20 protein-coding genes and 1 tRNA gene are annotated in these 20,679 nt (G+C 40.6%); 8 read left to right on the top strand and 13 right to left on the bottom strand.

Going from position 1 to position 20,679, the window contains the following annotated elements; translation table 11 throughout:
* Window positions 1-238: 238 nt before the first annotated feature.
* Window positions 239-323: transfer RNA gene (locus tag HPE56_RS06840), tRNA-Ser, on the bottom strand.
* Between the two features lie 131 nt (window positions 324-454).
* On the opposite strand from HPE56_RS06840, the gene HPE56_RS06835 reads away from it, so the two are divergent.
* The 3 genes from HPE56_RS06835 to HPE56_RS06825 are packed head-to-tail and all read left to right on the top strand — an operon-like array spanning window position 455 to window position 3,093.
* Entirely contained in the window at window positions 455-1,213 is a 759-nt protein-coding gene (locus HPE56_RS06835) for a sulfite exporter TauE/SafE family protein (protein ID WP_188243026.1), read from the top strand.
* 30 nt (window positions 1,214-1,243) lie between these two features.
* Window positions 1,244-1,879 carry a nitroreductase family protein gene (locus HPE56_RS06830; protein ID WP_188243025.1) on the top strand — a complete coding sequence of 212 codons (636 nt, stop codon included), beginning with the start codon at window positions 1,244-1,246 and terminating at the stop codon, window positions 1,877-1,879.
* Window positions 1,880-1,899: 20 nt separating this feature from the next.
* Window positions 1,900-3,093: a DegT/DnrJ/EryC1/StrS family aminotransferase gene (locus HPE56_RS06825; RefSeq protein WP_188243024.1), complete on the top strand. Its 1,194-nt coding sequence runs from the start codon at window positions 1,900-1,902 to the stop codon at window positions 3,091-3,093.
* A gap of 3 nt (window positions 3,094-3,096) precedes the next feature.
* Here the strand turns inward: HPE56_RS06825 and ribB are convergent, their stop codons facing one another.
* The 11 genes from ribB to HPE56_RS06770 all read right to left on the bottom strand — a co-directional run bounded on the left by ribB (window position 3,097) and on the right by HPE56_RS06770 (window position 14,255).
* Window positions 3,097-4,236, bottom strand: a complete 1,140-nt coding sequence (ribB, locus tag HPE56_RS06820; protein WP_394355038.1) for a 3,4-dihydroxy-2-butanone-4-phosphate synthase — start codon at window positions 4,234-4,236, stop codon at window positions 3,097-3,099.
* Window positions 4,236-5,714, bottom strand: coding sequence for an LptF/LptG family permease (locus HPE56_RS06815; RefSeq protein ID WP_394355037.1), 1,479 nt, complete (start codon window positions 5,712-5,714; stop codon window positions 4,236-4,238). Before HPE56_RS06815 ends, ribB begins: the two co-directional genes overlap by 1 nt.
* A 182-nt stretch (window positions 5,715-5,896) precedes the next feature.
* Window positions 5,897-6,541 (bottom strand): LolA family protein, encoded by a 645-nt coding sequence (locus tag HPE56_RS06810; RefSeq protein ID WP_188243022.1) that lies wholly within the window; start codon window positions 6,539-6,541, stop codon window positions 5,897-5,899.
* A gap of 6 nt (window positions 6,542-6,547) precedes the next feature.
* The gene (locus HPE56_RS06805; protein WP_188243021.1) at window positions 6,548-8,917 is read right to left on the bottom strand and encodes an FtsK/SpoIIIE family DNA translocase; all 2,370 of its coding nucleotides are present in this window, start codon (window positions 8,915-8,917) and stop codon (window positions 6,548-6,550) included.
* Window positions 8,918-8,980: 63 nt separating this feature from the next.
* Window positions 8,981-9,346 carry a diacylglycerol kinase gene (locus tag HPE56_RS06800; protein ID WP_188243020.1) on the bottom strand — a complete coding sequence of 122 codons (366 nt, stop codon included), beginning with the start codon at window positions 9,344-9,346 and terminating at the stop codon, window positions 8,981-8,983.
* On the bottom strand, window positions 9,339-9,845 hold the full coding sequence (gene tpx, locus HPE56_RS06795) for a thiol peroxidase (RefSeq protein ID WP_188243019.1): 507 nt from the start codon (window positions 9,843-9,845) through the stop codon (window positions 9,339-9,341). Before tpx ends, HPE56_RS06800 begins: the two co-directional genes overlap by 8 nt.
* Window positions 9,846-9,964: 119 nt before the next feature.
* Entirely contained in the window at window positions 9,965-10,222 is a 258-nt protein-coding gene (locus tag HPE56_RS06790) for a DUF6952 family protein (protein ID WP_109653357.1), read from the bottom strand.
* Entirely contained in the window at window positions 10,203-10,517 is a 315-nt protein-coding gene (locus HPE56_RS06785; protein WP_188243018.1) for a thioredoxin family protein, read from the bottom strand. Before HPE56_RS06785 ends, HPE56_RS06790 begins: the two co-directional genes overlap by 20 nt.
* Window positions 10,518-10,596: 79 nt before the next feature.
* The gene (locus HPE56_RS06780) at window positions 10,597-11,241 is read right to left on the bottom strand and encodes a peroxiredoxin (protein ID WP_188243017.1); all 645 of its coding nucleotides are present in this window, start codon (window positions 11,239-11,241) and stop codon (window positions 10,597-10,599) included.
* Between the two features lie 239 nt (window positions 11,242-11,480).
* Window positions 11,481-12,962, bottom strand: a complete 1,482-nt coding sequence (gene nhaC, locus HPE56_RS06775) for a Na+/H+ antiporter NhaC (protein WP_188243016.1) — start codon at window positions 12,960-12,962, stop codon at window positions 11,481-11,483.
* Window positions 12,963-13,034: 72 nt separating this feature from the next.
* Window positions 13,035-14,255 carry an aminotransferase class I/II-fold pyridoxal phosphate-dependent enzyme gene (locus tag HPE56_RS06770; RefSeq protein WP_188243015.1) on the bottom strand — a complete coding sequence of 407 codons (1,221 nt, stop codon included), beginning with the start codon at window positions 14,253-14,255 and terminating at the stop codon, window positions 13,035-13,037.
* A gap of 155 nt (window positions 14,256-14,410) precedes the next feature.
* On the opposite strand from HPE56_RS06770, the gene HPE56_RS06765 reads away from it, so the two are divergent.
* The 3 genes from HPE56_RS06765 (at window position 14,411) to mgrA (ending at window position 17,429) form a co-directional block, all read left to right on the top strand.
* The gene (locus HPE56_RS06765) at window positions 14,411-14,869 is read left to right on the top strand and encodes an Lrp/AsnC family transcriptional regulator (RefSeq protein ID WP_188243014.1); all 459 of its coding nucleotides are present in this window, start codon (window positions 14,411-14,413) and stop codon (window positions 14,867-14,869) included.
* A 50-nt stretch (window positions 14,870-14,919) separates the two neighbouring features.
* A complete protein-coding gene (gene lpdA, locus HPE56_RS06760; protein WP_188243013.1) occupies window positions 14,920-16,326 on the top strand; it encodes a dihydrolipoyl dehydrogenase in 1,407 nt (468 codons plus the stop codon).
* A 92-nt stretch (window positions 16,327-16,418) separates the two neighbouring features.
* Window positions 16,419-17,429: an L-glyceraldehyde 3-phosphate reductase gene (gene mgrA / locus HPE56_RS06755; RefSeq protein ID WP_188243228.1), complete on the top strand. Its 1,011-nt coding sequence runs from the start codon at window positions 16,419-16,421 to the stop codon at window positions 17,427-17,429.
* A 36-nt stretch (window positions 17,430-17,465) separates the two neighbouring features.
* Here the strand turns inward: mgrA and HPE56_RS06750 are convergent, their stop codons facing one another.
* The gene (locus tag HPE56_RS06750; RefSeq protein ID WP_188243012.1) at window positions 17,466-18,653 is read right to left on the bottom strand and encodes a heparan-alpha-glucosaminide N-acetyltransferase domain-containing protein; all 1,188 of its coding nucleotides are present in this window, start codon (window positions 18,651-18,653) and stop codon (window positions 17,466-17,468) included.
* A 166-nt stretch (window positions 18,654-18,819) separates the two neighbouring features.
* On the opposite strand from HPE56_RS06750, the gene HPE56_RS06745 reads away from it, so the two are divergent.
* The gene (locus HPE56_RS06745; RefSeq protein ID WP_188243011.1) at window positions 18,820-19,353 is read left to right on the top strand and encodes an NADPH-dependent FMN reductase; all 534 of its coding nucleotides are present in this window, start codon (window positions 18,820-18,822) and stop codon (window positions 19,351-19,353) included.
* Between the two features lie 4 nt (window positions 19,354-19,357).
* Window positions 19,358-20,662 (top strand): anthranilate synthase component I family protein, encoded by a 1,305-nt coding sequence (locus HPE56_RS06740; protein ID WP_223170222.1) that lies wholly within the window; start codon window positions 19,358-19,360, stop codon window positions 20,660-20,662.
* Window positions 20,663-20,679 lie beyond the last annotated feature (17 nt).

The raw sequence follows: 20,679 nt of genomic DNA, 5'->3' as shown, positions 1-20,679 counted from the left end.
TTTTAGGATAGTCTATATTCTTTGACCATACTAAACATTCAAAATACAAATAACATGTAAGGTACTGAATGTTAATAGTTAACAATTAATTCGGTGCGTGTATTTATTAAAAAAATTTACGCACCGAATACCGCACCTTTTATTTGATATTATATGGTTTTATTTGATATTGAGGAGAATTAAAAAGCCCGTAAACGTGATGTTTACGGGCTTTTGGTGGAATTTGGTTAATTCCTTGCGGAGAAAGAGGGATTCGAACCCCCGGAGGTGTGACCCTCAACAGTTTTCAAGACTGCCGCATTCGACCACTCTGCCATTTCTCCTGAGTGCCTCATCAGGTATTCCCTGAATGCGGGTGCAAATATAATAACCTTTTTCAATTCCAAAAAGGGAAAGTGCATTATTATTTTCATCAAAGTCAGTATTATTCTATTCTAGAAGCTATTTTTGTATCATGGAAGCGTGGTACCATTATGTACTTTTGATTGGAATGGGGTTTGTAGTAGGCTTTATCAATACCGTTGCAGGAGGTGGATCCTTGATAGCATTGCCCGTTTTGATATTTTTGGGACTTCCTCCCAGTGTAGCCAATGGAACCAATAGGGTAGCCATAGTCATACAAACGGCCCTGGCCACGGCAGGCTTTAAAAGCAAGCAGGTTTCAACATTTCCTTTTAATCTTTATTTGGGTATTTCCGGTTTGTTGGGGGCCATTATTGGGGCCTATATCGCCGTGGATATCCATGGGGAGACTTTTAATAGGATTTTGGCCATAGTCATGATGCTCGTAGTGTTCATTGTTGTTTTTAAACCTAAAATCAGATTGGAAACCCTACATGAGCGTATTACGGGTAAGTATCTTTGGATCGGTATAATCTCCTTTTTCTTTTTTGGGATTTATGGTGGTTTTATTAATGCAGGCCTAGGTTTCATTATGATTCTATTTTTACACTTTGTGAATCGAATGACATTGGTCCGGGCCAACGCCACAAAAGTGGCTGTGGTATTCCTTTATACGCTTTCGGCCTTGATGGTATTTGCCTTGAACGATAAGGTGAATTGGAAAATCGGATTGATTTTGGCCATAGGGAACGGATCCGGTGCATGGCTGGCGAGTAGGGTGTCAGTGAATAAGGGAGATGGGTTTATTAAGACCTTTCTGGTCATAATGGTGTCCATTATGGCAGTTAAACTATGGTTTTTTGATTTGTAGGTATTATTAATTGATAAAGAGTTATTGATAGTGGAAAGTATTGCACATTTAAAATGGCGTTATGCCGTTAAAAAATTCGATTCAAGGCGTTTATTGCCCAATGAAAAGGTTGAAGGGTTAAAACATGCCTTTAACCTAACGGCAACATCCTATGGTTTGCAGCCCATAAAAATGGTAGTATTGCAAAACAAGGAAATACAAAAAAAATTGGTTTCCTACTCCTACGGCCAACGTCAGGTTGAAAATGCCTCACACGTATTGGTTATTTGTATTGAGAAGAAAATCGATACCGCATTCATTAAGCAATATTTTAATCTGGTGAAGGAGGTTAGAGGCACCGAAGAGACTATATTAAAACCGTTTGAGGATACTTTGGTCCAGGATTTTGGAAAGAAAGAAACAGAGGAAATTAAGATATGGGCAACCAATCAGGCTTATTTGGCATTGGGCAACCTTTTGTCTTATTGTGCCTTGGAGGAAATTGATTCATGTCCCATGGAAGGTTTTGTACCAGGGGAGTATGACAAAATTTTAGGATTGGGGAAAATGGGTCTAACATCCGTTTTGGTATTGCCCGTAGGGTATAGGTCCAAGAGCGATCCCTTTTCCAAGATGGAAAAAGTAAGAAAGAATATTGAGGAAAGTATCATTGAAATATTTGATTGAAGTTAAAAAAATAAATTAGTATGCCTGGATTTGAGCTTTTTGGAGAAAAAGAAAAAAATGAAGTACAAGATGTATTGGATACTGGAGTCCTAATGCGCTATGGTTTTGACGGTATGCGTCAAGATCAATGGAAAGCCAAGGATTTGGAATCGGCCTTGTCTGAACGTATGAAGTCTAAATACGCCCATGTCGTAAGTAGTGGTACGGCCGCATTGACTGTGGCTTTGGCCAGTGCCGGTGTGGGGGCAGGGGATGAGGTAATCATACCCACCTTTACTTTCGTGGCTAGTTTTGAAGCCGTTTTGGTATTGGGGGCCATCCCTATATTGGTTGACATTGATGATACCTTGACCTTGGATCCCGAATCGGTGGAAAAAGCCATTACCACAAAAACCAAGGTTGTTATGCCGGTACATATGTGTGGTTCCATGGCCGATTTGGATGCATTGAAGTCGATTTGTGACAAGCACGGTTTATTATTACTGGAAGATGCTTGTCAGGCTATCGGCGGCAGTTATAAGGGAAAGCCGCTCGGTAGTATTGGCGATATCGGTTGTTTTTCTTTTGATTATGTAAAAACCATCACCTGTGGTGAAGGCGGCGCTTTGATTACAAATAATGCTAGCTATTATAAAAATGCAGACCATTATTCCGATCACGGCCATGATCATATTGGAAATGATAGGGGGGCGGAAAGCCATCCCTTTTTAGGTTATAATTATCGTATCTCAGAGCTTAATGCCGCGATGGGTGTAGCCCAATTAAGCAGGTTGGATGAATTCATCAACATTCAGGAACGCAATTACAACATCATAAGAAATGCCTTGGAACCTATTGAAGGTATTACCTTTAGGACGGTTCCTGAAGGTGGGATTGAAAATTATTCCTTTCTTAGTTTTTTCCTGCCCGATGGAGAAAAGGCGAAAGCAGCACAAAAAGGATTTTCAGAAGCAGGAGTAGACGGTTGCTTTTATTGGTATGATAACAACTGGCATTATTATCGTAAATGGGAGCATTTGATCCACGGAAAATCCTTGGGTAATATGACCCAGGAGGTAAAAGACCAATTGCCTGAATATACCCAATCCGATTTTTCGAAATCCGATCAGTGGATTCGCCGAAATATTTCCTGCTTGATCAAATTAAGTTGGTCAGCGGACGAAGTACAGGAACGGGCCACAAAAATGGCCGCTGTTTTAAGAAACCTTCTATAAATTTCAGTAGTTGACGTAGTCCACAATTTCTAAACCGTACCCGACAATACCAACACGTTTGGATTGTTGGGTATTGGTCAATAATCGTATTTTGGTTATTTTAAGATCGTGTAGTATTTGTGCACCCACGCCAAAATCCCTAGAATCCATTTCAATCTTAGGGGCTTCAAAAACGCCCTCGGATTGTAATTTTTTCAATTCGGACAACCTTTTTAAAAGGTTTAAGGATTGGGTTTCCTGATTGATGAAAACAAAAGCACCGTTTTCGGCATCATTGATGGCCTTGAACATGTGTTGTAACTTCTTGTCAGGATTGTTGGTCAAGGTTCCCAGGATGTCATTGTTGACCAATGTGGCATTAATACGGGTCAAAACAGGCTCATCTACCTCCCAGTTTCCTTTTGTCAGTGCAATATGGACTTGGTTGTTCGTTGTTTGTTGATAGGCATGTAACCTAAATTTGCCGAATCGGGTAGTGATTTCGAAATCCTCTTTCTTTTCAATGAGGCTATCATGTTCCATACGATAGGCAACAAGATCCTCAATGGATATGATCTTCAAATCGAATTTTTGAGCCACCTTTACCAATTGTGGTAAACGGGCCATGGTTCCATCCTCATTCAATATTTCGACCAATATACCTGCTGGCTTTGCCCCAGCCAATCTCGCAAGGTCGATTGCGGCCTCTGTGTGGCCTGTTCTACGTAGCACACCACCATTCCTTGCCCGTAATGGAAAAATGTGTCCAGGACGACCTAAATCATGGGGTTTTGTGGAGTCATCCACCAAAGATAAAATTGTTTTGGAACGGTCATGCACCGAAATTCCAGTGGTACAACCATGTCCGATCAAATCTACCGAAACCGTAAAAGGGGTCTGATGCAATACGGTATTGTGCTGCACCATCATATCAAGATTCAATTCCTTACAACGATCCTCGGTTAATGGGGCACAGATCAAGCCACGCCCATGTTGGGCCATAAAGTTGATCATTTCCGGGGTTACCTTTTCGGCTGCCGCGATGAAATCCCCTTCGTTTTCACGATTCTCATCATCTACAACAATGATTACCTCTCCTTTATCAATGGCTTCAATCGCCTCTTCAATGGTATTTAATTGTATATTCTTTTTCATCTCAATCATCATGTCGTAACTTTTTCTTTCTTTTTGAATATTTTTTGAAAAAATTCAACCACCCCATCCAAATTCATCAATCCACGGTCGGCAGTAGCCCTTTTTGTCAAAACAATGCTCAAAGGTAACATTATCATGGTAGATAACCATGCCCCGACTATGGGATGTATCTCATTTTTTTTGGCATAGTTCTCCGCAAAAACCCCGATAAAATAATAAGTTAGGAACAAGATAATCGCAATAACCATGGGTAGCCCTATGCCCCCTTTGCGAATGATGGCTCCCAAAGGTGCACCGACAAAAAACAAAATGACACAGGAGAGGGCCAAGGCAAACTTTTTGTGTAATGCCAAAATATGCCTGTTATAAATTTCATAGCGTTTGTCCAGTTCATTCTTTTTGCCTTGGATGGAAGTCAATAAATTCGAAGCGTTCGTTTTGGCAGCGGTTATAACCTGTACCTTTTGCCAGTCTTGAAAAAGATTGATCACATCGTTCCGCGATAGGATAGTGTCTGACTTTATGGAGTCATTTTCAACCTTCTTGAGTTTTGCTTTCTGTGCAGCTAGTTCAGGAATCAATAAGGAATCTTTTTTCGTTTCAATAAAAGCCCCTATTCGGGTTTGTATATTTTTTGCAAAGGCACCTACGATCCTTAGGTTGTCATGTTTTAACGAATCTATATCCTTGGTAAGTCGGGATACATTTTTCATTTTTTCCGTACTAATGTCCCGTTCCTCATCCATATCAACATTATTGAACTCCGATAGGTCGATATTCATGGTATAGGTGTCGAAATCCGCATTGGCGAAAGGGTACGTATTCTTACCCTTGGTGGTACTCTTTTCCAAATCACGGTAATAGTGCCCATCATATAATACCAATTGTAGAATATCGGAGGATTCGCTGCTTTTCAGCTCCCCGGTCTTGGCTTTTATAACCGTTGAATTTTTTTTGGTCTTGGTCTTTAGGTGAATGGTTACGTTTTCAAGAAAACGATCGTTTTCACCGTATTTCCTATCGACCTTTATGTTCATGTCAGCTCCCTCAAAGTCACTGAATACACCTTCAACAATGGCCACGGCAGGTTTTACCTTGGCAATATTACGGCGTAGATTGTATATTTTCTGTTCAGAGGCGGGAATGACACTGTTGGCAAAATAGAACGTGACACCACCCAAAAAGACAATAAAGATGATTAGGCTCAACATGGATCTTTGCAAAGAAATCCCCGAAGCCTTCATGGCCGCGAATTCATAGTTTTCCGCCAAGGTACCGAAGGTCAATATCGAAGAGAGTAAAACCGTTAGTGGGAGTACTTTTTCGGTTAAATTGGGCATAAGGTAAAAAAGGAACTTACCGATGATGACGATGTCTAGGCCTTTACCGGCCAAATCATCTATAAAAAGCCAAATCGTCTGAAATATAAAGATGAACATCAATATTACAAACGAGCTGAAAAAGTTAAAAAGGAATCTCGATAAAATATACCGGTCTAGAATTCTCAATGTAGTAATGTTAATTTAAATAAAACCTACAAATAATGTCAATTGTCATACTCGTCCAATGTTTAAAACATCATCCTGTACCCCAAACAAACAACGATGCATTGGTATGAACCAGCATGAAACACAACATTGTCCTGTTTTTTCTTTCTACGTAACCAGTATTAATTCCTTATGATATAATACCCTTCGTCTTTATACTTGTTCTCATCAAATGTAAATAAGGTTTTCGATAAAGGTTGGTTTGTTTTAAAAGAATTAACAGTAATGGTCGTCATTGTACCGTTTTTGCCTGTTTCAATAACTTTATAAATGTGTTTGGTCTCCGCATCAATACCTAACAAAATAGATTTGATTTCTGTATTGGTATCAATCGGGGTCAATTTAATGAATTGTATTTTTTTACCTTGTACGTTCTGAAGAATATCCCATTTATAGGTATGTCCTTCCCGATAGAAGGTCAACATTTTTGAAGGGGTAATGGTGTTCTCATCCTCTGATTTGTCCTCAATGGTAACTTCCTCATTTTCTGGGACTATCGTGTACACCTTTCTGCCGTCGAACAGTTGTTGGGCCCCGAAAAAGTTGGCAAGGTATTTATCACCCTGCATAGTGACATCACCTCTTGTCTCATCGTTGATGCCCGCTTCTTTGTTGTTGAGCACATATTTAAAGTCCACAAAAATATTATCGTACCCTTCGACCTTATTATAGACTTCATCTAAAAGCGCTTTGGCTTTTTCCGAATTCTGGGCATTGGAAATACTTAGGCTTAAAAAGGTAATTGCGATTAAAAATATTTTCTTCATCAAAATTTACTTTAACTCGTTATTCAATAATTGATCTAATGCTATCATATCCGGTACTAAAACCTGTCTGGCCTTACTACCTTCGAAAGGTCCCACAATGCCTGCAGCCTCTAACTGGTCAATAATACGCCCTGCACGGTTGTACCCCAGCTTTAGCTTACGCTGCAATAATGAGGCCGATCCTTGTTGTGCGATTACGATGACTTCGGCCGCTTCCCTAAACATCGCATCCCTTTCGCTTATTTCATAATCAATACTTGTGCCAGAATCCTCACCAACGTATTCGGGTAATTCATGCGCTTGGGGATATGCCCTTTGAGCGCCGATGTATGCCGTTATTTTTTCAACTTCGGGAGTATCAACAAATGCACATTGTAATCGCGTAACTTCGTTCCCTTGGGTAAACAACATATCGCCACGTCCGATCAATTGGTCGGCTCCTTGGGCATCCAGAATGGTTCTTGAATCGATTTTTGACGTAACCCTAAAGGCAATACGTGCCGGGAAGTTTGCTTTGATGATACCGGTAATCACGTTTACCGATGGTCTTTGGGTGGCGATGATCAAGTGAATACCAATAGCCCTTGCCAATTGCGCCAAACGGGCAATAGGGGTTTCGACCTCTTTACCTGCGGTCATGATCAAATCGGCGAACTCATCGATGACCAAAACTATATAGGGCAAAAATTTATGTCCGTCATTCGGATTCAGTTTACGCGCTTTGTACTTCGTATTGTATTCCTTGATATTTCGTACCATGGCCAATTTCAATAGCTCATACCTATTGTCCATTTCGATACAAAGGGAATTCAGGGTGTTGATTACCTTGTTATTGTCGGTGATAATGGCTTCTTCCGAATCTGGAAGTTTGGCCAAGAAATGTCTTTCGATTTTATTGTAAAGCGTAAGCTCTACTTTTTTGGGGTCTACTAGGATGAATTTAACTTCCGCCGGATGTTTTTTATAAAGAAGGGATGTAATAACGGCATTCAATCCTACCGATTTACCTTGACCTGTTGCACCAGCCATAAGCATGTGCGGCATTTTGGCCAAATCGACAACAAAAGTCTCATTGCTTATCGTTTTTCCAAAGGCAATGGGCAATTCCATTTCAGCTTTCTGGAACTTGCTCGATGCAATGACCGACCGCATGGATACCACTGTTGCATTTTTGTTGGGGACTTCTATACCGATGGTGCCTTTTCCTGGGATAGGGGCAATGATACGAATACCCAATGCGGCCAATGACAGGGCGATATCGTCTTCCAAGTTCTTTATTTTGGAGATACGCACCCCAGCTTCGGGCACAATTTCATAAAGGGTGACCGTTGGGCCAATGGTTGCCTTGATTTGGGCGATACCTATCTTATAATTCTTCAGGGTATCGACAATTTTGTTTTTATTTTCCTCGAGTTCTTCCTGATTGATGGTAATTCCACCCGCGGCACCATGTTGTTCCAAAAGGTCGAGGGTAGGGAATTTGTAATTCCCTAATTCCAATGTAGGGTCAAATTCCCCAAAATCATCAACCAGTTTATTGGCAAGGATATCGGTATCCTCTTGCTCTTCGACTATTTTCTCTACTTCCATGGCCAAAACATCCTCTTCAATGACTTCCTCGGTAGGCACATTGACCTCAAAATCATCGATAGGCACCTCTTTCTCTATGGGGGGGATATCTTTTTTGTGGGTATAGGGATCTAATATGACCGGAACGTCACTATCTTTTTCGATGGCAACGGTATCTTCATCCGCCGGTGTATTGGATTTAAATTCTGACGAAATGGATTCTTTTTTGGCCTTAAAATAGCGGATAAAATCTTCTGGTGTAAAATGGAACAATCGTACCAATATAAAGATGAGTCCAAATAACAACAGGAGCAATACCCCGATCTTACCGGCATAGTCCTGAAGGAAATCATTCATCTCATAACCAACGATACCACCTAATAAAGGTTTGGTCGTAGCAAAGAAACCAAGGCTGATGGATATCCAAATGATAAAGATCAATCCCCATATCCATTTCTTCAACAATCCTTGTCCTTTTAGGTTTAGGAACATATAGAGCCCTGTATATCCCAGAAGGAAGGGAAATATCATAGATGCCAATCCAAATCCCTTATATATGAATAAGTGACTCACACTTGCCCCAAATTTATTCAATAGGTTTTTTGCCTGTTCATTGCGATTGGCAAATTCAGTCAATAGACTTTGGTCGTCTTGCCACGTAAAATAAAACGATACGAAAGAGAAAAATAAAGCTACACTGAAAAGCATCAAAAGACTTCCCAGAATAATTTTATTTTGATTGGATAACTTAAATGATAAGCCCTTTTTTGGGGTCTTAGGCTTTGACTTTCTCCCTTTTTTTGCCATTAATAGAATAATTCTTGGCGCAAAAATACAAATTTACACCCTAAGCCAAAGCGATGAATGTTTTTAAAAAATTTTAGGTAGATAGATAATCAGTCCGATAATACTTGCGCCGATGGACACTAGCATAACGGCACCGGCAGAAATATCCTTGATAAAACCGATTTTCTCATCGAATTCGGGCTGTACGAAATCAGCTAATTTTTCAACAGCGGTATTCAATCCTTCTATGCCCAAAACCAAGGAAATCGCAAAAATCTGAAGTATCCACTCCGTGGAGGATATATCAAAATAGAATCCGCCAGCGGTCATCACCAAAGCGATAAACACCTGGATTTTTATACTGGCTTCTGTTTTTATCAAAAGCAGTGCTCCTTTGAGGGCAAAACCCACACTGCGGATCCTATTTTGAAGAAATGATTCCTTAGGCATCCATCAATGCTTCCAAGGCAGCCTTGTAATTAGGCTCTTCAGCAGTTTCAGCTACTTGCTCGGAGTAAACAACGTTACCTTTTTCATTGATCACAACTACCGATCTGGATAACAAACCTTGCAAAGGACCATCGGTAAATTCAACCTGGTAGGTTTTACCAAAGTTACCATCCTTGTAATCAGATAGCATTACTACGTTTTCAATACCCTCGGCACCACAAAAACGGGTTTGGGCAAACGGAAGATCTTTGGAGATACAGAGTACAATGGTGTTCTCCAATTCAGCCGCTTCTTTATTGAATTGTCGCACGGAAGCTGCACAAGTACCTGTGTCGATACTTGGAAATATGTTAAGGACCAATTTTCGGCCTTCATATTCCGATAGTGATCGGGCAGACAGGTCGGTTAAGGTCAATTTAAAATCCGGGGCAGCGCTGCCATTGGCAGGTAAATTGCCAACAGTATGTATTTCGTTTCCTTTTAGTGTTACAGTAGCCATAATAGTCTATTTTAAATGAATGGTGAAATTAAAAAATATATACCTGAAAAGGAATGATTATCAAATAAAAAAGTCCGTACCCTTGCGGAACGGACTTTAATTTCCTAAACAAAATTGTTTTAAGAATCAATGGCTCCCACAACACGTTGCATAAACTCATTTAAGGCGTCCTTTTTGTTTTTGCCTTCCTTTATCGCTTTGTGTACTTCGAGCGCCCCATACATATTTGAGATGATCTCACCGATCACATCGAGTTCCTCATCCTTCAATGAGGGTACTTCGGTTAGGGCTTCCAAGGTCTCAAGCGTTTCGATGATATAATCCTCATCGTTCTCTTCTATAAAACCGGTCAGATGTTTAATTACTGGTAACTTCACTGATCAATTCTTTTAAGACATCATACTTATTGGTCTGTACCTGATTTTTCAACTCCCCATTTACGAATGCGGCAAATGTGGGAAGGTTGTCCACTTTGGCCAATTTCCTTGACTCCGGAAATTTTTCGGCATCGACCAAAACAAAGGCCACATCTTCGTTTACTGTGGATTCTTTTTTGAACTTAGGTTTCATGATTCGGCAATTGCCACACCATGTTGCCGAGTACTGTACCACAACATTTTTATTTTCTGCGATAATTTCATTTAAATTATCCTTTTCCAATTCTAAAAGCATACGATTGTTTTTTATTGATAAAAAATAAAAATCGGGCAATGGCCAAATAAACTATCGACCATTGCCCTAACTTTTAAGGTTAGTTGGAATGGGAAGCCAAATATTCGGATACCCCTTTTCTGTCAGCGGTCATCGCGTCTTTACCTTCTTCCCAGTTGGCAGGGCAAACTTCCCCGTTTTTCTGAACATGGGTATAGGCATCGATCAAACGTAAGAATTCATTCACGTTTCTACCCAATGGCATATGGTTGATGCCTTCATGAAAGACAGTACCTTCTTCGTCGATCAAATACGTAGCCCTATAGGTTACATTGTCACCATCAACAGTAACTACACCTGTTTCTTCATTGTATTGCTCATTAGTGATGTCCAAGATGCCTAATGTAGATGCAAGGTTTCTGTTGCTATCTGCCAATATGGGATAGGTTACGCCTTCGATACCACCATTGTCCTTAGGGGTATTCAACCATGCAAAATGAACTTCGGCAGTATCACAAGAAGCGCCGATTACCACTGTATTTCTCTTTTCGAATTCCTTTAATGAATCCTGGAACGCAAGCAATTCAGTAGGACAAACAAAGGTAAAGTCCTTTGGGTACCAAAAAAGCAATACCTTTTTGTTGTTCTTTTGGGCTTCTTCCAATACATTCAATTTGAAAGTATCACCCATTTCATTCATTGCGTTTACATCTAAATCCGGAAATTTTTTCCCTACAAAAGCCATATATAATATTTTTTAAAGTTTAATTATTGAGTTGCAAAATTACACTACAACTTGTATAAATTTATATATGTTAATTAGTAAAATCAATAGCTATATAACTATTGTAAATACTAAAGCTTAAAAGCGGGACTTCTTGAAAGGGCGGGATAAATACGCGTAAAATCCTGTTGATTTGGCAGAAATGTATTGGTTTAATTGCGGACTTCACAATCCGGTTTTTTAAGTTTTTTTGTTTGTGGTCAAACGTTTTTGACCAATTGCTTTATTTTGATCTGGAAAGCAGCGAAAATCAAGGTCATGATAGGGCTCAGCCAATTGAAAATGGCATATAGAAAGTATTCGGCCACTCCTACACCCAAAACCCCACTATGGTATGCTCCACAAGTATTCCAAGGAATCAGCACCGAAGTCACCGTTCCTGAGTCCTCAAGGGTACGACTTAAGTTTTCCGGGGCAAGGTTTCTATCGGAATAGGCTTTAGCAAACATTTTTCCAGGAACCACAATAGCCAAATATTGGTCAGAGGCCGTAATATTAAGGGCGATGCAGCTACCAACGGTACTGGCAAACAATCCGAAGGTGGTTTTAGCCATGTGCAGTAGCGACTTTGTGATTCGGGATAAGGCACCAATGCCATCCATAACCCCACCAAAGAACATAGCACATACAATGAGCCAAATGGTGCCGAGCATTCCTTCCATGCCTTTACCGGTAAACAAATCGTTCAATGCGGGATTGTCAGTGGCCACATGGGTCTTAACGGTAATGGCCATTAAAACCCCTTTATACCCAGATTCAAAAGTCAGGTTCTTTGAATTGGTAAGTCCGGTAACAATCTCCGGTTGGAAAATCAGTGCGAAAACGGCTCCCAAAAGCGTGCCGATCAATAAGGCGGCCAACGGGGGTGTTTTTTTTATGATTAGGAATATCACCGCAATGGGTACCAAAAAGAGCCAACCATTAATATTGAACGTTGCGTCGATATCACTTAATATGGCGGCAGTATCCGCCGAACCCGTAGTGTCTATAACAAACCCAAGGACAATAAAGACCAATACGGTAATTATTATGGTGGGTATGGTGGTGAGTGACATGTATTTTATATGGTCGAACAGATCACCCCCAGCCATGGCGGGGGCTAAATTGGTCGTATCACTTAAGGGGGACATCTTATCGCCGAAATAGGCTCCGGATAGCACGGCCCCGGCGGTCATGCCCAATGAGATGCCTAAGGCCTCACCAATACCGATTAACGCAATACCTACGGTTGCGGAGGTAGTCCAGCTGCTCCCTGTAGCAATGGATATGATGGCACAGATGACAACACATGCTGCCAAAAATATGGTCGGATTCAATATTTGAAGTCCATAATAAATCATAGCGGGTATGATTCCGCTTATCAGCCATGTACCGGCCAATGATCCAACCAATAAGAGGATAAGTAATGCCCCAGTGGTCGATTTTATGTTCTCGGCTACCTCGTTCAACATCTGTGTGTAGCTCACCTTGTTAAAAAAACCAACAATAGCCGCCACGGCACCACCAAGTAAAAGTATGAACTGATTGGAGCCCCCAATAGCTTCATCCCCAAAAACATAAACGTTGTAGGCAAGCATACCCACCAATGCTATAACTGGAATCAATGCTTCCCAAATACTCAGCTCCTTATTATTTACGATATGCTCATCCGTTCTATGTCCATCGGGATTATTTATTTGCATTGACTTAGTTTTGGTTCGTTCGTAATATTACGATTTTACCATTTGTTCTGCAAGCCTAAAAATAAAAGGATATTAAACCATTGCTGTTTTGGGTTCAAGAATATTAAGTTCTACCATACATTCCCGCATGATATGATAAGTTCTTGCAATATCATTGTCAAGTCCTATTGAAAAACGGACCAATCCGTCAGAGAGCCCCATCTGTTTTTGTTCTTCTAAAGGAATTTCGGAAGACGTAGAGGTTCCTGGGGCACTGAAGAGTGTTTTGTAAAAACCTAGGCTTACGGCCAAATAACCTAATTTTCGCTCTTGCATAAGTTCCATAAGGGCATTGGCTTTGTCCAATGACCCCGTATCTATGGTCATTAGTCCGCCAAACCCAAACTCATGGTTCATAAAGCTTTTTAATTTTTCATGGCCTTTATGTGATTTTAATCCGGGGTATACCACTCGGAGTCCGTCTCTTTCGAAACTCTCGGCCAAATATTGGGTGTTTTCGCTATGTTTCTTTATGCGGATATGAAGCGTACGCATGTTTTTTAGGATTGATGCAGCCCTAAGGCTATCCAATGTGCTGCCCAGTAGCATTCCAGCTCCACTGTGGACATCCTTTAGGGCAAGGCAAAAATCATTTGTACCACAAACCACTCCAGCCACACAGTCACTTGAGCCATTGATGAATTTTGTCAAACTGTGGATTACGACGTCGGCCCCAAGTTTTGCGGGCGAGATCGAAAGTGGTGAAAAGGTATTGTCCACGACTAAAGGGATTCCATGCCTTTTTGCCATTTCCGATAAGGCTTTGATATCGGCTATTTCCAACAAAGGATTGCTTACGGCCTCACAATAGATCATTTTTGTCCTAGGGGTAATGGCTTTTTCGACAACCTCTAGATTGGTGATATCCACAAAAGAGGTGGCTATATTGAATTTCTTGAGGAAATTCTTCATAAAGGCATAGGTGCCACCATAAATGGTTCTACTGCTCACAATATGGTCGTCTGTATCACATAATTGTAGGGTGACCGCTGTAATGGCTCCCATACCGCTAGCGGTAACATTAGCGGTTTCAGTTCCTTCCAATGCGGCCAAGGCTTCACCCAAATTTAGGTTGGAGGGAGAGGAATGCCGTGTATATAGATAACAACCTTCCGTATTTCCCTCGAAGGTATCGAACATTTTTTTGGCTGACAGGAAAGTGTAGGTTGATGAATCCGATATAGAGGGGTTAACGCCCCCATATTCGCCAAAATATTGTAGATCCTGAAGATTATCCGTAGCCTTGTTTTTCATAAATGTTATATTTTAAACATTAAATTTACGATAAAGGCATTTTAAAATCAATAACTGATACAGAACTTAGATAATAAAACTATAATATGGTATATTTATAGAATATATAATTATTTACAAATAGAACAACACCTATTTAACGAAAAATATTCCAAATGAAATTTGATACAATTGATAGTCGACTTCTTGGATTATTGCAGGAGAATAGCAAAAAGACCACAAAGGAATACGCCAATGAATTGAACCTTTCTGTAACAGCGGTTTATGAGCGTATCAAACGTTTGGAAAAATCAGGGATGATTAGAAAGTATGTGGCTTTGGTCGATAAGGCAAAAGTAGGAAAGGCCTTTGTTGTTCTTTGCCATGTTAAGTTGGTTCAACACGCTAAAGCTTATGTGCTTCAGTTTGAAAAGGAAGTACAGGGGTTAGATGAAGTGGTCGAGTGCTACCATACCAGTGGGGACTATGACTATATCCTCAAGATCTACGTTCGTGATATGGAAGCGTATAGGGATTTCATGGTCACCAAACTCACTGCCTTGAATCATATTGGTAGTACACAAAGTTCCTTTGTGATCAATGAGGTTAAGCATACCACAAGAATACCCTTATAAAATCGGAAAATAGTGCTAATTTTGTTAGACATAAAAAATCAAAAATTATTATGACTGAATATGATGTGGCCGTAATCGGCTCTGGACCTGGCGGATATGTAGCTGCGATTCGTTGCGCCCAACTTGGAATGAAAACAGCGATTATTGAAAAATACAGCACTTTAGGCGGTACATGCCTTAACGTAGGGTGTATTCCTTCAAAAGCTATGTTGGATTCTTCCCACCATTATGAGGACGCCGTAAAACATTTTCAGGAACATGGTATTGATATTCCCGGTGAAATCAAGGTCAACTTAAAACAAATGATTACCCGTAAACAGGGTGTTGTGGATATGACGACCAAAGGAGTCCAATTTTTGATGGATAAAAATAAGATAGATGTTTATGAAGGTGTCGGTAGTTTTAAGGATGCCACACATATTGATATTGCAAAGAGCGATGGAAAAAATGAAACCATCGTGGCCAAAAATACCATTATCGCCACAGGTTCAAAACCTTCAACCTTACCCTTTATCACATTGGATAAGGAACGTGTTATTACTTCTACCGAAGCTTTGGAAATGAAGGAAATCCCCAAACATTTGATTGTTATTGGTGGGGGTGTCATCGGTTTGGAATTGGGCCAAGTGTACAAACGCTTAGGTTCAGAGGTTTCGGTTATTGAGTATATGGATCGAATCATTCCGACTATGGATGCTGGGTTATCGAAGGAACTGATGAAAGCGATGAAAAAGCAAAAGGTGAAATTCAACCTTTCGCACAAGGTAACATCCGTTGAGCGCAAGGGCAAAGAGGTCATTGTAAAGGCTGATGATAAGAAAGGCAACGAAGTTACCTTTACGGGTGATTATTGTTTGGTTTCCGTTGGTCGCCGTCCCTATACTGATGGTTTGAACGTAGAAGCGGCCGGTGTACAAATGGATGACCGGGGTAAGATTGCCGTTAATGACCACTTACAGACGAATGTCCCGAATATCTATGCCATCGGGGATGTGATTCGTGGAGCCATGTTGGCCCATAAAGCGGAAGAAGAAGGTACCATGGTGGCTGAGATCCTTGCGGGTCAAAAACCCCATATCGATTATAATTTGATTCCTGGGGTCGTCTATACTTGGCCAGAAGTTGCTGCGGTTGGTAAAACGGAAGAGGAATTAAAGGAAGCCGGTATAGCTTATAAAGTTGGTCAATTTCCGATGCGGGCCTTAGGACGTGCCCGTGCCAGTATGGATGTTGATGGTTTCGTGAAGATCCTGGCCGATGCCAGTACCGACGAAGTACTCGGTGTTCACATGATTGGGGCACGTTGTGCCGATTTGATCAGTGAAGGGGTTACTGCCATGGAATTTAGGGCATCTGCGGAGGATATCGCCAGAATGAGCCATGCGCATCCGACCTATTCCGAAGCGGTGAAGGAAGCGGCATTGGCTGCAACGGATGATAGGGCCTTACATGTCTAAGTAAGGTTTGTTAATTTTTTTTCTAGGTCGTAGTAATAGCTGAAATGTACCATATAAGTATACATCGAAGCTGATAATAATAAAATATAATGATGGAAATCAACGATAAAACCGGAGTTAAGGAATATCTACCCGCAGCGGATAGGTATGAATCCATGAAATACAATCGATGTGGAAAAAGTGGTGTTCTATTGCCGGCAATATCCCTTGGGTTGTGGCACAACTTCGGTTTTGTCGATAGTACCGAGAACGCTCGGGAAATTTTAAGGTGTGCCTTTGATTTAGGGATTACCCATTTTGATTTGGCTAATAATTACGGACCTCCTTATGGTTCGGCCGAGGAAAATTTCGGACAACTTTTCAAAAAGGATTTCAAGCCTTATCGCGATGAGCTTTTCATTGCTTCAAAAGCGGGTTACGATATGTGGCCTGGTCCTTATGGGAATTTTGGCTCCAGAAAATATTTGATTTCGAGTTTGGACCAAAGTCTGAAAAGAATGGGATTGGACTATGTCGATGTTTTTTATCACCATAGGCCTGATCCAGATACTCCCCTTGAAGAGACCATGCTTGCCTTGGCTGATATTGTACGCCAAGGAAAGGCGCTTTATGTGGGTATTTCCAATTATCAACCCAAAGAGACCGCAGAAGCAAGTAAATTATTAAAGGAATTGAAAGTGCCTTTTATTTTACATCAGGCACGTTATTCTATTTTTGATCGATGGGTTGAGGATGGACTGTTGGAAACCTTGGGAAATGAGGGGGTTGGCTGTATAACCTTTTCCCCATTGGCGCAAGGTTTGCTTACCAATAAATATATTAATGGTATTCCTCCAAATTCCAGGGCAGCCAAGGACTTTACCTATTTGGACGCCTCTGCCGTTGAAAGCCATATGGCCAAGATCAGGAATCTTGCGGATATCGCCGATCAACGAGGGCAACAATTGTCGCAAATGGCGATTGCTTGGTTATTGGGTAGACCAAATGTTGCTTCCGTTCTAATAGGGGCAAGCTCCCCCAAACAACTTAAGGAGAATATAGGGGCCTTGAATCAGTTGCAGTTTACCGATGAAGAATTAAAGTTGATTGATGCTAATTCTTAAAGTCGGATAAAACAGAAATTTAAACTGGTTAATTAGTTAGTTGGTTTTTGTTCGTCCAACGGATCTCAATACCTTGGAGAGGTATCCTTTGATAAGTTTTTGTGAATACAAATACCAAGGTTGGAGATTTCGGTACAGCTGCCTCGTACCTATTGTTATGCCCGATTTGATCATTACTTTGTTCTTTTCATATTGAAGGGCCAAAAAGGAACATACGACCATAAATACAATAGCACCTGCGATGGCTACTGTCGGACTCAAGGCATGGTGAAAGAATCTGTAAAGGCCAAGCCCGGTAAAACTACCATAGAGTATAATGAAATGGATAATATAAATGCTCAGGGTACTCTGTCCGATCTTTAGTAGGGTAGGGTGGGCCATTAACTTTCTAAAGAGCATGAAAATGGCAAATACAAGGAATACGTCCCCTAACCGTATAAAAAGGTAATTGTTCATGGCGATTGCACTAAAAAGAGCGGCTCCTGTCAGTTCGCTAAGCCCCAAAAAGAAATCCGAAGAAAGGTATATTAAGACCATACCCATTAAAAGGGACAGTAGTATAGCATATTCGTATAAAAATTTATGGTTTTTATATCGGTTGAACAGAACAGACAGAAACGCACCGAAGGTGGCATAACCAAACCACGGAATAAAAGTAAAGACCGAGCCATTGGCTCTGGTAAGGAAATTGGCTATAGCCATGGGCAAAGCATCAAAAGTCCATTTATCGTATATAGGCTCAAAAAGGAACAGTAGCAACGTAACCCCCAATAATAAGGAAGAAAGTAATACTTTATTCGTTTTTTGTGAAAGGAGGTAGATTCCTATGATTCCCAATAGGGAAAGTCCAATACAATGAAGTACATCAACCAAGAAAAAGGCATCATAAATCTCTCCCTTCATAATACCAAAAAGATTGGATCGCAATAGATACCCGATGAAAAGCAATTGCAAACCCCGTTTTATTCCCTTTGAAACCCTTGGGTTCTGCCAGCCCTTTTGAGGTACTTTAATAAGTAGATAGGTGAATATAAACCCGGAAACGGTAAAAAACACAGGTGCTGTAATCCCCCTGAAATATTTCCAAATGGTATAGGTTATATTGGTATTATCCTTGAAGGCAACATCCAATAGTCCGTCGATAAAGTGGCCTTGGAGCATCATAAGTATGGCCCAAGCACGCATGGCATCGATAAAAAATAATCTGGCAGTTTTCTTTTCCAAGGGTAAAAATTTAAACGATATTCAATGTTTTTGTAAAATGAGTGCTTTCTATATACTTGAATTACAAGGTATTTAGATGTTTTTGCCTGCAAAATTAGATAAAATACTCGCATTTAGTGGTTATTTACGGTATTTTTGGTTGAACACAACCTAACTATAAATTACTATGTCGTCAATACTAGCCTTTGCGGGAAGCAATTCCGCCTCATCCATAAATTTCAAGTTGGTGAGATATACCTCCTCGTTAATCCAAGGTCATGAATTGGAAATAATGAATATGGCCAGTGAAACATTTCCGATGTATAGTGAAGATCGGGAAAAACAGTTGGGCTTTCCCGAAGCCTTGGTTAAATTCCAAAAAAAAATAGAAAAAGTCGATGCGATTTTGATTTCGGTCAATGAACACAATGGGGGGCCATCGGCCTACTTTAAGAATTTATTGGATTGGATGTCACGATCAAACAGAAACTATTTGGAGAACACAAAAATATTTTTAATGTCCACCTCACCCGGACAAAGAGCGGCCATAGGGGCCCATGAGTATATTAAGAATACGTTGCCTAGAGTGGGGGGGGAAGTATCAGCTACCTTTAGCCTGCCATCTTTCAATACTAATTTCGAAGAGACACAAGGTATTGTTGATGAGCAATTGAAACTGGCGCATAAAGTCGCCTTGGATAGCTTTTTACAACAATTATAGTATTTTGCGCACTGTAAAATCGTTCGAAATTTCCAGTGGAATGGTCTTTAGGGATCATCTGCTACAGTGGTCCCAACAATTTTATGAAGCGGTTTGGTTGGAAAGTAATGCACATACCAATCCCTATAGTTCATTTGATGCTGTTTTGGCCGTGGACGCCCTTACCTTGATCCAAACGGATTCAACAGGTGCGTTTGAGGATTTAAAGGTCTATCAGAAGGAAACCAAGGACTGGATTTTCGGGTATCTTACTTATGACCTAAAGAACGATGTGGAAAATCTTTCCTCAAGGAATCAGGATCGGCTGCTTTTTCCGGAGCTCTTCTTCTTTCAACCTAAAAAGGTCATCAAGATCATTGGCAAAACGGTTGAATTCCATTATTTGAATATGGTTGCTGATGAATTAGAGGAAGATTTTAATACGATAATAGAAGGTATTTCGGGGTATGCACCCATTACCCCCACAACAGATATCCGAATAAAAATGCGCATTTTCAGGGATGAGTATTTTAAGGGGGCCCATGAAATGCTCGATCATATTCACAGAGGGGATATCTACGAAGCTAATTTTTGTCAGGAATTTTATGCGGAGGATACACAAATAGATCCCTTGCGGACCTATAATAGTTTGAATGCAATATCAAAAGCACCCTTTGCGACATTCTTAAAATTGAATGATAAATACCTTATATCGGCCTCACCGGAGCGCTATTTAAAAAAGCAGGGGAATAAGATCATTTCACAACCCATAAAAGGGACAGCCAAAAGATCCGATGATATTGAGGAAGATGAAGATTTAAGGAATCGATTAAAAGACGACCCCAAGGAACGGGCAGAGAATATCATGATCGTTGATTTGGTGAGGAACGATCTTTCTAAAAGTGCCTTAAAGGGAACAGTGGAAATAGAAGAGTTGTGTGAAGTGTATTCCTATGACCAAGTCCATCAAATGGTATCAACCGTAGTCGCTGAAGTCGAAGCGGGTAAGAATCCCGTCGATATAATTAAGGAGACTTTTCCTATGGGTAGTATGACGGGCGCCCCTAAAATTTCCGCCATGCAATTGATAGAGAAGATGGAAGCCTTTAAAAGAGGACTGTATAGTGGGGCGGTAGGTTATTTCACCCCAGATAATGATTTTGATTTTAATGTGGTCATACGTAGTATTTTATACAATGCATCGATGAGGTATGTTTCTTATGCCGTAGGAAGTGCATTAACCGCCAAGGCTTCACCGGAAGCGGAATATGAGGAATGTTTGTTGAAAGCGAAGGCGATGCGCGAGGTTTTGGAGAAATCCAATCATTAGGGATGAATATAGAAATG

This window comes from Maribacter aquimaris, assembly GCF_014596745.1.
Classification (GTDB): domain Bacteria; phylum Bacteroidota; class Bacteroidia; order Flavobacteriales; family Flavobacteriaceae; genus Maribacter_A; species Maribacter_A aquimaris.
The sequence above is the reverse complement of the archived record's forward strand: the minus strand, read 5'-3'. Positions and strand labels throughout refer to the sequence as shown.